Genomic DNA, 13494 nt, shown 5'->3' with positions numbered 1-13494 from the left:
GATGTCGTCAGGCTCCCTCACGGCGCCGGTTCGTCGCGCCGCCGCTGGGCGGCCGTCGGCGCCCGGGTCGGGTTTCCGCCCGGACATCCAGGGACTGCGCGCGTTCGCGGTCGTGGTGGTGATCCTCGAACACGTCGTCGGGTGGCCGGCCGGCGGGTTCGTCGGCGTCGACGTCTTCTTCGTCGTCTCCGGCTTCCTGATAACCGGCCTGCTGCTCGACGAGCACGATCGACGAGGGCGGATCTCCTTCGCCGACTTCTACCGGAGACGGGTCCGCCGCATCCTGCCGCTGGCGGTGCTCGTCCTGGTGAGCACGTACCTCGCGTCGTCGCTGCTGTTCCTCGGCGAGCGGGTCCGGGCGACGGCCTGGGACGCGCTCTGGGCCGGTCTCTTCGCGGCCAACTGGCGGTTCGCGTCCACCGGCACGGACTACTGGCAGACCGACGGACCGGTCTCACCGCTACGGCACTACTGGTCGCTCTCCGTCGAGGAGCAGTTCTACCTGGTCTGGCCGGTACTGCTGGTGGCGGTGCTCGGCCTGGCCGCCCGGCGGGGCCGGTACGGTAGCCGGTCCCGGTGGGCGGTCGGTGTGGTGCTGACGGCCGTGGTCGTCGCCTCCATCGCGTTCGCCCTGTGGGAGGTCGGCCAACGCCCGGCCGTCGCGTACTTCTCGACCCTCTCCCGCGCCTGGGAACTCGGGGTCGGGGCACTGCTCGCGGTGGCGGTGCCGCTGCTGGCGCGGATACCGGCTCCGGCCCGCCCGGCATACCAGTGGCTCGGGCTGACCGGCCTGGTCGTCTCGGTGCTCGTCATCACCGCGCAGTCGCCCTTCCCGGTCCCGGGCGCCTTCCTGGCGGTGATCTCGACGGCCCTGGTCATCGCCGGTGGCGTCGGCGGCCAGCGGTTGATGTTCCCGCTGACCAACCGGGCGGTCGGCTACGTCGGCGACATCTCCTACTCGCTGTACCTCTGGCACTTCCCGCTGCTCATCCTGATCGGCGCCGCCCTGCCGACCGGAGGACACGTCGTCGCGCTGCTCACAATCGGCGGCACGGCGGTGCTCTCGGTATTCTCCTACCATCTGGTGGAGAATCCGATCCGCCGGTCGTCCTGGTTGGAGCGCCGGCCTCAGGGTACGTCCCGGCAGCTCACCGGCGTGGCCCGGTTCCGCCGTGCCACCGGTCTGGTGGCGCTGGCCGGGGTGACGGTCACGGTGGGCACGGTCGCGGTCCGTACCTCGTCGTCGCCGCCGGTCGTACCGGAGGTGGCGGTGGTCGCCTCGCAGCGGGAACTGTCCCAGCAGATCGAGGCGGCACTCGGCGCATCCGACTGGCCGGTGCTCACCCCTCCGCCGGGCGAACTGGGCACTCTGGGCTTCACGCGGGGAGACGGCCAGGGTTGTGCGCCCTCGGTGCCGGACGGCAACGACTGCACCGTCACGCCGCGTCCCCGCAGGCTGGCAGTCGTCGTCGGGGACTCGATCGGCAGCGCCTGGCTGCCGTTGGTGCGGCGGGTACTGGAGCCGGACGGATGGCAGGTGCGGGACCTGACCTACGCCGGCTGCCCCTTCCTCGCCTCGGACACGGTGTCACCGACCGCGAGCATCACCAAAGCGTGCCCTGGTCACCGGCGGGCCGTACGCACGGTCATCGAGAACAGCCGGCCCGATCTGGTGATCGTCAGCAACGCCTACCGGCAGCGGTTCGCCGAAACCGGCGGGAACCCGTCACTGGCCGAATGGGAGCAGGCCACCCGTGACGCCAAGCAGAGGTGGCTCGCTCCGGCGAGCCGGGTGGTGGCCCTGCAACCACCGCCGCTGGGCCCTGACCCGAAGACCTGTATCACCCGGCTCTCCGCGCCCCGCGACTGCGTCTCGACGATTTCGGCGGAGTACCGGTCGTACGCCGAGGCCGACCGCCGGGTCTGGGGTGCGAAGGGATCCTGGTACGTCCCCACCACGGACTGGTTCTGTCTCTCCGGCCGCTGCCCCATCTTCATCGGCGGAGTCATCGTCCGACGCGACGGCAACCACGTCACGTCCGACTACGCTCGCCGACTGGCACCGCTGTTCGACGACGCGCTGACTCCGGTCCTCGGTCCGCCGTCGACCGACTAGCCCCTGAGCACTACCGTGCGTTCGGTCGCCGCCGCAACAGGACCAGGACCGCGATCCCACCCATCAGAGCGACTCCGGCCGCGACGAGCAGCGGTACCGCCCAGCCGGGCCGGGACCGCGTCTCGCCGCCGGCGGCGACGGACGCCTCCCGATACGCCTGCGCCAACGCGTTCGTCGGTGCCGCCTCGGCCGCCTCGGCGAACCGGGCGGCAGCCTCGGCCTCGTCGTCACCGAAGTATGCGTCCAGGGCGCTGCGGTAGAGCCGGTCCGGGGCGCCGAGAGCGTGTTCGACACCGGCGGCGTCGAGGAGTCCGGTCATCCGGGACACCGGGACCACGAGGCGGTTCGGCCGGTCGGGCTGCAACAGGTCGTTGTCGAGCATCCCGACCACCCGGCCCTGCCCGTCGACCACGATGCCGCCTCGGGACGAGGAGCCGATGTCCTCGTTGATGCGGTAGGTCGACGACTCGACGTCCAACTCGGTCACCTGCACCGGCTTGGCCAGGACCTGGTAGGCGGCGGAGCGGTAGTCGGTGTCGGTCGTACCGTAACCGAGGGCGTGCAACGCCGTCCCAGCGGTGACGGTGGCCGAGGTGTTCAGCTCGACGGCGGGCAGGTTCGCCTGGTCGAGCTTGACCAGCGCCAGGTTGCCCTCGTCGAGACCGAGCACACGGACCACCGCGCCGGGGATCGCCGCGCCGTCCTTGAGGTCACCCTTCGCCACGTTCAACTGTCCGTGCAGGGTCGCCGCCGGTGGCGTACCCGCCTCGGGTCCGGTGAAGACACTGCTCGCCAGTCGGGCCCGGACGAAGCCACGGACCTCGGCGGCCTTCAGCTCGCCGTCAGCCACGCGGGTGTCGGCCAACGAGCCGAGCGCGTGTTCGAGCAGGATGTCCGGTGTGGGCTGCACGCACTGCCCGTTGGTGAGCACGTGGCCGTCGTTGTTGACCACGACCCCGGTGCACCGACGGCTGAAGGTGAACGGCTCCGGGTGCAGCAGTGCGTCGTCCTGCCGGTTGCGGACAAAGCCGGTGAGGACGGCCTCCAGGAAGACCATCGACGGCGCCGCGGTGGCAAGGGTGCGCTCCTCCGCGCTGCGTGGCGTGGTCTCCGCCCACGGTTTGAGTCCTGGTGCGGGCGGAGTGGCGGTCGGGGCAGGGGCCGGCGTCGAAGGATCGACCCCGCCCGCCGAGATCGCCCAGACGCCTGCGCCGCCACCGGCGAAGGCGGCCAGGAGCAGCGCGGCGACCGCCACCAACAGGCCGGTCTGCCGCTTGGGCGGTGCGGAGGGCTGGATCCGGCGCGCCGGGGCGGTGAACGGATCGTGCTGCGGTGGGTCGTCGAGGGACGGACCGAGGCCCGGCGAGGTCGGCGCGCCGGAGACCGGATCGGCGTGAATCGGCTGCGCCGGCATGCCGGAGACCGGTTGCGGAGCAGCCGAGATCGGCTGTGGCGGACCGGAGACCGACTGCGGCGCACCGGAAGTCGGCTGCGGCGGCCCGGAGATCGGGTGGGGCGCACCGGACACCGGCGCGGGCGGACCCGACACCGGCGGCGGAGCGGGCGTGGTCACGGGCTGGTAGTCGACCCCCAGGGCCCGGAAGAGTTTCTCCGCGGCCGGTCCGGTCTCGGCGGGATAAGCCACCCAGGGCGCGGCGGCGGAGAAATCGGCGTAGGTGAAGGGCAGTCCGCCGGGTGACTGCGCCAGGTTGTTGACGATCCCGGCGAACGCCTCACGCCAGCCGGGAGAAGCGGCCACTGCGGCGTCGAGCACCGCCACCGTCACGAAGCGGCCCTGCCCGTCAATGGCCGCCCACGCTTTGCCGACCGGTGACCCGCCCAGCAGGTGGGTGTACCGGTAGGGGCCGTCCGGCTGCATGACAACTCCTCTAGTCGACCGCCGTGCGGATCCTATCGACCCGCCGCACCTCGCCCCGCCCGCCGGTCGTGGCCGTTCCTCGCCCGGCCCGAAGCCGCAGGTCACGACCGGGTACGGAAACGGAAGGGTTGCTTCGTGAAAGTTTTCATGCATAGAGTCAGCGAATGAATGACGGAGCCACCGTCGGGTCGACCGAGCGGATGGTCGGCCTCTTCGACGGGGTGCGGCTGACCCCGACGCAGCGGCGCATCGCGCACTGCCTGGTGCAGCACGCGCCCTCCGTCGGCTACCTCTCCGCCGCCGAGGTCGCCGAGATGGCCGGGGTCAGCCAGCCGTCGGTCACCCGGTTCGCGGTGGCGCTCGGCCACGACGGCTATCCGGCGCTGCGCCGTCGGTTACGCGAGCTGACCGCCGCCGCGCCCGGTCCGGACACCGCTGGCAACGAGCTGCAACAGGCCGTACGCGCCGAGATGGGCAACCTCGACCGGCTGGCCGGGCAGCTCGCCGACCGGGACCGGATCGCCGAGACCGGGCGGCTGCTGGCCGCCAGCCGACCGTTGCCCGTGCTCGGGCTGCGCGCCGCCGCGCCGCTGGCCGCGTACTTCGCGTACTTCGCCGCCAAGGTGCACCCGGACGTGCGGGTGCTCGACGACGGCGGCAGCCTGCTCACCGACCGGTTGGAACAGGCGGCCGAGGCCGGGGCCGGGGCGCTGCTGGCGTTCGTGCTGCCTCGTTATCCCCGGGAGACCCTGGACGCGCTGGGCGAGGCCCGGGCCGCCGGGCTGACCGTGGTGGCGATCACCGACTCGCCGGTCAGCCCGGCGACCGAGCACGCCGACGTGGTGTTGGCCGCGGCGGTCGGCGCGCAGCTCGTGTTCGACCTGCACACCGCTCCGATGACCCTGGCCATGGTGCTGCTCCAGGCGATCTGCGACGCCGCACCGGCCGAGACCCAGCGGCGGCTGGAGGCTTTCGAGGCCTCGGCCACCCGTCGTCAGTTGTTCCTCGGTTAGGAGGAGATCCGCACATGACGCAGTCCATCTCGACCGCGCCCGGACCCATTCGGGCCGCCCGCGGCACCGCGCGTACGGCGCGTGGCTGGCCGCAGGAGGCCGCGCTGCGGATGCTCATGAACAACCTCGACCCGGAGGTGGCCGAACGCCCCGACGACCTGGTCGTCTACGGCGGCACCGGGAAGGCCGCGCGGGACTGGCCGTCGTACCACGCCCTGGTGCGTACCCTGACCGACCTGCGCGACGACGAGACGATGCTGGTGCAGTCGGGTCGGCCGGTCGGGGTGCTGCGGACCCACGAGTGGGCGCCCCGGGTGCTGCTGGCCAACTCCAACCTGGTCGGTGACTGGGCGACCTGGCCGGAGTTCCGCCGCCTGGAACAGCTCGGCCTGACCATGTACGGCCAGATGACCGCCGGTTCGTGGATCTACATCGGCACCCAGGGCATCCTGCAGGGCACCTACGAGACCTTCGCGGCCGTCGCCGAGAAGCGGTTCGGCGGGACCCTCGCCGGCACGCTGACGCTCACCGGTGGATGCGGTGGGATGGGCGGCGCCCAGCCCCTGGCCGTCACCATGAACGGCGGCGTCTGCCTGGTCGTGGACGTCGACCGCACCCGGCTCGAACGGCGGGTGCACGACCGCTACCTGGACGAGATCGGCGACGACCTGGACGACGCGGTCGCACGGGTGCTGGCGGCGAAGCGGGACGGCCGGGCGCTCAGCGTCGGCGTCGTCGGCAACGCCGCCACGGTCTTTCCCGAGTTGCTGCGCCGGGGGGTGCCGATCGACGTGGTCACCGACCAGACCAGCGCCCACGATCCGCTGTCGTACCTGCCGGAGGGGGTGGAGCCGACCGACGCCCGGGACTACGCGGCGGCCGAGCCCGCCGAGTTCACCGACCGGGCGCGGGCGTCGATGGCGAAGCACGTCGAGGCGATGGTGGGCTTCCTGGACGCCGGTGCGGAGGTCTTCGACTACGGCAACTCGATCCGGGGCGAGGCGCAGCTCGGCGGGTACCCGCGCGCCTTCGACTTCCCCGGCTTCGTGCCGGCGTACATCCGGCCGTTGTTCTGCGAGGGCAAGGGGCCGTTCCGGTGGGCGGCGCTCTCCGGCGACCCGGCCGACATCGCGGCGACCGACCGGGCGATCCTGGAGCTGTTCCCGGAGAACGAGCCGCTGGCCCGCTGGATCCGGATGGCCGGTGAGCGGGTCGCCTTCCAGGGCCTGCCGGCGCGGATCTGCTGGCTCGGCTACGGCGAGCGGGACGTCGCGGGCGTGCGGTTCAACGAGATGGTCGCCGCCGGAGAGCTGAGCGCCCCGGTGGTGATCGGGCGGGACCACCTGGACTGCGGCAGCGTGGCGAGCCCCTACCGGGAGACCGAGGCGATGGCCGACGGCTCCGACGCGATCGCCGACTGGCCGCTGCTGAACGCGCTGGTCAACACCGCCAGCGGGGCATCCTGGGTGTCGATCCACCACGGTGGCGGGGTGGGCATCGGCCGGTCCCTGCACGCCGGGCAGGTCTGCGTGGCCGACGGCACCCCGCTGGCCGGGCAGAAGATCGAGCGGGTGCTCACCAACGATCCGGCGATGGGGGTGATCCGGCACGTCGACGCCGGCTACGACGCGGCCCGTGAGGTCGCCGCCCGGACCGGCGTCCACGTGCCGATGTCCGAGTGAGGAAGGGTCCCTTGCTAACGCATACGGTAGAGGACGGGTCCCTTCCTTTCAGGTTCCGGGAACTGTGGGACGAGATCGCGCCGGTCGGGCGGGACGCGGACAGCGGCGGCTACCTGCGGTACGCGCTCACCGCGCCGGAGCTGCGGCTGCGGGCGTGGTTCCGGGAGCAGGCCGACGCCCGGGGCATGCCGGTGGCGCAGGACGGCAACGGCAACCTGTTCGCCTGGTGGGGTGACCCGGACGCCGGTGGCGCGGTGCTGACCGGCAGCCACTTCGACTCGGTGCCGCACGGCGGCGCGTACGACGGGCCACTCGGCATCGTCAGCGCCTGGCTCGCCGTGGACGAGCTGCGGGTCGCCGGGGTCACCCCGGCCCGACCCCTGGTCGTCGCCGCCTTCGTCGAGGAGGAGGGGGCCCGCTTCGGCGTACCGTGCCTGGGCTCGCGGCTGCTCACCGGGCAGATCAGCGCCGACCGGGCGGGCGCGTTGCGGGACGCGGCCGGGGTGAGTTTCACCGAGGCGCTGGGACACCTCCCGGCGGGTGCCGATCCGGCGTTGCTGGGCCGGCTCGCGGCCTTCGTGGAGCTGCACGTCGAGCAGGGCCGCGCGCTGGTCGACCGGGACGCGCCGGTCGCGGTGGCCAGCGCCATCTGGCCGCACGGCCGCTGGCGCTTCGACGTCACCGGCGAGGGCAACCACGCCGGTACGACCCGGATGGCCGACCGCCGTGACCCCATGTTGACGTACGCGTTCACGGTGCTCGCCGCGAACAAGGAGGCCCGGCTGCGCGACGCGCACGCCACCGTGGGTCGGGTGACCGTGGAGCCCAACGCCACCAACGCGATCCCGTCCCGGGTGACCGGGTGGCTGGACGCCCGCGCCGCCGAGCCGGAGACGCTCGCCGGGCTGGTCGAGGCGGTACGCGCCAAGGCCACCGAACGGGCCCGGCGCGACGGCACCGAGGTGCGGATGACCGAGGAGTCGGCGACGCCGCTGGTCGCCTTCGACGGTGGGTTGGCCGACCGGCTGGCCGGGCTGCTGGCCGCGCCGGTGCTGCCGACCGGGGCCGGACACGACGCGGGGGTGCTGGCGGCGCACGTACCGACGGCGATGCTCTTCGTCCGCAACCCGACCGGGGTGTCGCACTCCCCCGCCGAGTCGGCCACCGACGCGGACTGCGCGGCCGGCGTGCGCGCCCTGGCCCGGGTGCTGGCGGAGCTGACGCAGGCGGGCCGGCCCGACGCGGAGGGTGCCGGATGACCGCCACCCGTTGGCTCGCCGAGTACGCCTGGCTGCCCGCCCACGCCGAGCCGACCCCGGACGTGCTGATCGAGACGGTCAACGGCCGGATCACCGGCGTGACGCCGTTGACGCCCGGCGGCGACCCGGACGCGGGCGTGGACGTGCTGGCCGACGCGGTGCGGCTGCCCGGGTTGACGCTGCCCGGGTCGGCGAACGCCCACTCGCACGCGTTCCACCGGGCGCTGCGCGGCCGGACCCACGGCGGGCGCGGCGACTTCTGGAGCTGGCGCGACCGGATGTACGCGGTGACCGGTCGCCTCGACCCGGACACGTACCTGGCGCTGGCCCGCGCGGTGTACGCCGAGATGGCGCTGGCCGGGGTCACCTGCGTGGGCGAGTTCCACTACCTGCACCACGCTCCGGGCGGCACCCCGTACGCCGACCCAAACGCGATGGGCGCGGCGCTGGTCGAGGCGGCGGCGCAGGCCGGGATCCGGTTGACCCTGCTGGACACCTGCTACCTGAGCGCCGGGGTGGACGGTGCGCCGTTGGTCGGGCCGCAGCAGCGTTTCGGCGACGGGGACGCCCGGCGGTGGGCGGAACGGGCCGCTGCGCTCACCACCGACCGGGACCGCGCCCGGGTCGGCGCGGCCGTGCACTCGGTCCGGGCCGTCCCGGCCGACCAGCTCGCCACCGTGGCCGACTGGGCCCGACAGCGGGACGCGCCGCTGCACGTGCACCTGTCGGAGCAGCCCGCCGAGAACGATGCCTGCCGGGCCGTGCACGGGCTGACGCCGACCGGGTTGTTGGCCGAGCACGGCGTGCTGGGACCGGCCACCACGGCGGTGCACGCCACCCACCCGACCAGCGCCGACCTGACGCTGCTCGGGGAGAGCCGGAGCGGGGTGTGTCTCTGCCCGACCACCGAACGCGACCTCGCCGACGGTCTCGGACCGGCCCGCCGGATGGCCGACGCGGGGATCCCGCTGAGCCTGGGCAGCGACAGTCACGCCGTGATCGACCCGTTCGAGGAGGCACGCGCGATGGAACTGGACGAGCGGCTGCGGACCCGTCGGCGCGGCCACTTCGCCCCCGCCGAGCTGCTCACCGCCGCCACCGAGGCCGGGCACGCGGCGCTGGGCTGGACCGACGCCGGTCGGCTCGCGGTGGGTGACCGCGCCGACCTGGTCACGGTGCGGCTGGACAGCGTCCGCACCGCCGGGGTGGCCCCGGCGGGCGTCTGGTTCGCGGCGAGCGCCGCCGACGTGACCCAGGTCGTGGTCGACGGCCGGGTGCTGGTCCGCGACGGGCGACACGTCCGCGTCGACGTCCCCCGCGAGCTGGCCACGGCCATCGTGGAGGTGACCGGTGCCCAGTGAGCCGAACGCGCGGGCGGGCAGCCTGCTGGTGGACAACATCGGCGAGCTGGTCACCAACGAGCCCGGCGCGGGCGAGGCCGGGCCGCTCGGCATCCGTCGCCGGGCCGCCCTGCTGGTCGAGGCGGGCGAGGTGGTCTGGGTCGGTCCGGCCGCCGACGCGCCGCCCGCGGACCGGCGGATCGACGCCGACGGGGCGGCGGTGTTGCCCGGCTTCGTGGACAGCCACGCGCACCTGGTCTTCGCCGGGGACCGGGCGACGGAGTTCGCGGCCCGGATGGCCGGGCAGCCGTACACCGGTGGGGGCATCCGCACCACCGTCGGCGCCACCCGGTCGGCCACCGACGGGCAGCTCCGCGCCACCGTGCGGCGGCTGCACGACGAGGCGTTGCGGCAGGGCACCACCACGATCGAGATCAAGAGTGGGTACGGCCTCACCGTCGCCGACGAGGCCCGCTCGGTGCGGATCGCCGCCGAGGTGACCAGGGAGACCACGTTCCTCGGTGCGCACGTGGTGCCGACCGAGTACGCCGACCGGCCCGACGAGTACGTGGGACTGGTCTGCGGGCCGATGCTGGCCGCCGCCGCGCCGTACGCCCGCTGGATCGACGTGTTCTGTGAACGGGGCGCGTTCGACGCCGACCACGCGCGGGCGATCCTGACCTGCGGGCAGGCGGCCGGGCTGGGTGTCCGGGTGCACGCCAACCAGCTCGGCCCCGGTCCGGGGGTACGCCTGGGCGTGGAACTCGGCGCGGCCAGTGTGGACCACTGCACGCACCTGGACGACGCCGACGTGGACGCGCTGGCGGCCACCGAGGGCGGCACCGTCGCCACGCTGCTGCCCGGCGCCGAGTTCTCCACCCGGTCGCCGTATCCCGACGCGCGTCGGCTGCTCGACGCCGGGGTCACCGTCGCCCTGGCCACCGACTGCAACCCCGGTTCGTCGTACACGTCGTCGATGCCGTTCTGCGTCGCCCTGGCCGTACGCGAGATGCGGATGACCCCGGCGGAGGCGGTGTGGGCGGCCACCGCCGGTGGCGCGCGGGCGTTGCGCCGCACCGACGTCGGGGTGCTGCGGCCCGGCGCCCGGGCCGACCTGACCATCCTCGACGCCCCGTCCCACCTGCACCTGGCCTACCGGCCGGGGGTTCCCCTGATCCGCCAGGTCCTGCGCAACGGAGTGCCACGATGACCGTCACCATCGAACCCACCGGGGTCTCCCCCGCCGACGTGCTCGCCGTGGCGCGCGGTGCCGCCGAGGTCGTCCTCGCCCCGGCCACACTGTCCACGATGGCCACCAGTCGGTCCATCGTGGACGGCATCGAGGCCGACGGCCGCCCGGTGTACGGCGTCTCCACCGGTTTCGGGGCGCTCGCCAACACGTTCGTCGCCCCCGAGCGGCGCGCCGAACTCCAGCACGCGCTGATCCGCTCGCACGCGGCGGGGGTGGGCGCGGCGATGCCCCGCGAGGTGGTGCGGGCGATGATGCTGCTGCGGGTCCGGTCGCTGGCGCTGGGCCACTCCGGGGTACGGCCGTTGGTCGCCGAGGCCCTGGTCGACCTGCTCAACCACGACGTGACGCCGTGGGTGCCGGAGCACGGCTCGTTGGGTGCCTCGGGTGACCTGGCGCCGCTGGCGCACTGCGCGCTGGTGCTGCTCGGCGAGGGCTGGGTGCTCGGTCCGGCCGGTGAGCGGCGGCCCGCCGCCGACGCGTTGCGGCAGGCCGGTCTCGCACCGGTGGAGTTGGCCGCCAAGGAGGGCCTGGCGCTGATCAACGGCACCGACGGCATGCTCGGCATGCTGCTGCTGGCCGTCCACGACGCGGCCCACCTGTTCACCATGGCCGACGTGACCGCCGCCCTGGCGATCGAGGCGATGCTCGGCTCGGAGCGGCCGTTCCGACCGGAGCTGCACGCCATCCGCCCGCATCCCGGGCAGGGCGTCTCGGCGGCGAACATCCACCGGCTGTTGCAGGACTCGGCGGTGATGGACTCGCACCGCGACGACCTGGCCCACGCGGTGCAGGACGCCTACTCGATGCGCTGCGCGCCCCAGGTCGCCGGAGCGGCCCGGGACACTCTGGACTTCGTCCGGACGGTCGCCGGCCGGGAACTGCTGTCCGTGGTGGACAACCCGGTGGTGCTGCCGGACGGGCGGGTCGAGTCGACCGGGAACTTCCACGGCGCACCGCTGGGCTTCGCGGCGGACTACCTGGCCATCGCCGCGTCCGAGGTGGGCGCGATCTCGGAACGCCGGGTGGACCGGCTGCTCGACGTGACCCGCTCCCGGGACCTGCCGGCCTTCCTCTCCCCCGACGCGGGCGTCAACTCCGGGCTGATGATCGCCCAGTACACCGCAGCCGGGATCGTGGCGGAGAACCGGCGGCTGGCCGCACCCGCCTCGGTGGACTCGCTGCCCACCAGCGGCATGCAGGAGGACCACGTCTCGATGGGCTGGGCGGCGACCAAGAAGCTGCGGACCGTGCTGGACAACCTGACCAGCCTGCTCGCGGTGGAGCTGCTCGCCGCCGTACGCGGACTCCAGCTCCGCGCCCCGCTGACGCCGTCCCCGGCCGGACGGGCGGCGATCGCCGCCCTCGGCGCCGTCGCCGGTCCACCCGGCCCGGACGTCTTCCTCGCTCCGCTGATGGAGGCGGCCCGGGCCGTGATCTCCGGCCCCGACCTGCGCACCGCCATCGAGGCCGAACTCGGCCCCCTCCCCTGACGGCGCAGCCGATCCGCACCAAGATCCGGGGGTGGGTCAGGTGGTCGCGGGGAGCACCTTCGCCACCAGGGTGGCCAGTTCGCGCAGGGCCTTGCCCCGGTGGCTGACCGCGTCCTTCTCCTGTGGAGTCAGCTCCGCGTTGGTGCGGTCCTGACCGTCGCCCAGGAAGATCGGGTCGTAGCCGAAACCACCCTCACCGCGCGGGGCACGCAGCACCCGGCCCACCTGGCGGCCGTCCACCAGGTGCTCCTTGCCGCCGGGCAGCACCAACGCGATCGTGCAGACGAAGGACCCGCCCCGGTGCTCGTCCGGCACGTCGGCGATCTGGTCCAGCACGAGCTGGAGGTTCGCCTGGTCGTCGCCGTGCCGCCCGGCCCAGCGGGCGCTGAACACGCCCGGCATGCCGTTGAGCGCGTCCACGGCCAGCCCGGAGTCGTCGGCGACGGTGGGCAGACCGGTACGCCGGCAGCCCTCCCGCGCCTTGATCAGCGCGTTTTCACCGAAGGTCAGCCCGGTCTCCGGCAACTCCGGGTACGCCTCGACGTCGTCGAGGCCGACCAGGGCGACCCGGTGCGCGCCGAGCGCCCCGTCGAGGATCCGCTGCAACTCGACGAGCTTCTTCTGGTTCCGGGTGGCGAGCAGGACCTTGTTCATCGAGTCACCTTTCCTTTGCTCGCGACTGCGGGGCTCGCAAACTCACCGGTCGATCGCTCGCGAACCTCACAGGAGGGCCTTGCGCTGGGCTTCGGCCAGGTCCAGACAGCCGGCGACGGCCAGGTCGAGCAGCGCGTCCAGTTGCTCGCGGGCGAAGACGCCGGCCTCACCGGTGCCCTGCACCTCGACGAAGTCCCCGGTGCCGGTGCAGACCACGTTCATGTCCACCTCGGCGGCCACGTCCTCGTCATAGCACAGGTCCAGGCGCGGCTCGCCGGACACCACACCGACGCTGACCGCCGCCACCGACCGGTGCATCACCTTCTCCGGCTTGCCGGCCAGGGCCTTGCGGTCGGCGAGCCAGCTCACCGCGTCGTGCAGCGCCACGTACGCGCCGGTGATCGCGGCGGTGCGGGTGCCGCCGTCGGCCTGCAGGACGTCGCAGTCGAGCACGATCGAGTTCTCGCCGAGGGCCTTGAGGTCGATGGCGGCACGCAGGCTCCGGCCGATCAGCCGGGAGATCTCGTGGGTACGCCCACCGACCCGCCCCTTGACGCTCTCCCGGTCGGACCGGGTGTTGGTGGCCCGGGGCAGCATCGCGTACTCGGCGGTGACCCAGCCCAGCCCGGAGCCCCGGCGCCAGCGGGGCACGCCCTCGGTGACGCTCGCCGTGCAGAGCACCCGGGTCGCGCCGAACTCCACCAGCACGGAGCCCTCCGGGTGGCTGCTCCAGCCACGGGTCAGCGTCACCGGTCGGAGTCGGTCGGGCTCCCGCCCGTCAGGTCGCGCCATGCCTGCACCCTATGCGG

Annotated in this window: 10 protein-coding genes; 7 read left to right on the top strand and 3 right to left on the bottom strand. The window is 73.6% G+C overall.

The features are described from left to right. The first annotated feature begins 1 nt into the window (after position 1). A complete protein-coding gene (locus ACQVFL_RS05765) occupies positions 2 to 2116 on the top strand; it encodes an acyltransferase family protein (RefSeq protein WP_431728852.1) in 2115 nt (704 codons plus the stop codon). 10 nt (positions 2117 to 2126) lie between these two features. On the opposite strand, the gene ACQVFL_RS05760 is transcribed toward ACQVFL_RS05765, so the two are convergent. After that, positions 2127 to 3995 (bottom strand): S1 family peptidase, encoded by a 1869-nt coding sequence (locus ACQVFL_RS05760; RefSeq protein WP_396697809.1) that lies wholly within the window; start codon positions 3993 to 3995, stop codon positions 2127 to 2129. 164 nt (positions 3996 to 4159) lie between these two features. Here ACQVFL_RS05760 and ACQVFL_RS05755 point away from each other — a divergent pair, with 164 nt between their 5' ends. Genes ACQVFL_RS05755 through hutH form a run of 6 tightly spaced genes read left to right on the top strand, consistent with a single transcriptional unit; the run spans position 4160 to position 12031 of the window. Continuing rightward, a complete protein-coding gene (locus ACQVFL_RS05755; protein WP_396697811.1) occupies positions 4160 to 5008 on the top strand; it encodes a MurR/RpiR family transcriptional regulator in 849 nt (282 codons plus the stop codon). A gap of 14 nt (positions 5009 to 5022) precedes the next feature. Further along, complete coding sequence (hutU, locus tag ACQVFL_RS05750; protein ID WP_396697813.1) at positions 5023 to 6690, top strand: urocanate hydratase; 1668 nt, start codon at positions 5023 to 5025, stop codon at positions 6688 to 6690. Positions 6691 to 6701: 11 nt separating this feature from the next. Next, positions 6702 to 7949, top strand: coding sequence for an allantoate amidohydrolase (locus ACQVFL_RS05745; RefSeq protein ID WP_431728851.1), 1248 nt, complete (start codon positions 6702 to 6704; stop codon positions 7947 to 7949). Next, the gene (locus ACQVFL_RS05740) at positions 7946 to 9310 is read left to right on the top strand and encodes a formimidoylglutamate deiminase (RefSeq protein ID WP_396697817.1); all 1365 of its coding nucleotides are present in this window, start codon (positions 7946 to 7948) and stop codon (positions 9308 to 9310) included. The genes ACQVFL_RS05745 and ACQVFL_RS05740 overlap by 4 nt, the downstream gene beginning before the upstream one ends. Further along, the gene (hutI, locus tag ACQVFL_RS05735) at positions 9300 to 10499 is read left to right on the top strand and encodes an imidazolonepropionase (RefSeq protein WP_431728850.1); all 1200 of its coding nucleotides are present in this window, start codon (positions 9300 to 9302) and stop codon (positions 10497 to 10499) included. Before ACQVFL_RS05740 ends, hutI begins: the two co-directional genes overlap by 11 nt. Next, positions 10496 to 12031, top strand: coding sequence for a histidine ammonia-lyase (gene hutH, locus ACQVFL_RS05730; RefSeq protein WP_396697821.1), 1536 nt, complete (start codon positions 10496 to 10498; stop codon positions 12029 to 12031). Before hutI ends, hutH begins: the two co-directional genes overlap by 4 nt. Positions 12032 to 12067: 36 nt before the next feature. On the opposite strand, the gene rdgB is transcribed toward hutH, so the two are convergent. Both rdgB and rph read right to left on the bottom strand, forming a co-directional pair. Then, entirely contained in the window at positions 12068 to 12685 is a 618-nt protein-coding gene (rdgB, locus tag ACQVFL_RS05725) for an RdgB/HAM1 family non-canonical purine NTP pyrophosphatase (protein ID WP_396697823.1), read from the bottom strand. Between the two features lie 66 nt (positions 12686 to 12751). Further along, positions 12752 to 13477: a ribonuclease PH gene (gene rph / locus ACQVFL_RS05720; RefSeq protein WP_396697825.1), complete on the bottom strand. Its 726-nt coding sequence runs from the start codon at positions 13475 to 13477 to the stop codon at positions 12752 to 12754. Positions 13478 to 13494: the final 17 nt, after the last annotated feature.

It is taken from the genome of Verrucosispora sp. TAA-831, assembly GCF_050780145.1.
In the GTDB taxonomy this organism is placed as follows: Bacteria; Actinomycetota; Actinomycetes; order Mycobacteriales; family Micromonosporaceae; genus Micromonospora.
The sequence above is the reverse complement of the archived record's forward strand: the minus strand, read 5'-3'. Positions and strand labels throughout refer to the sequence as shown.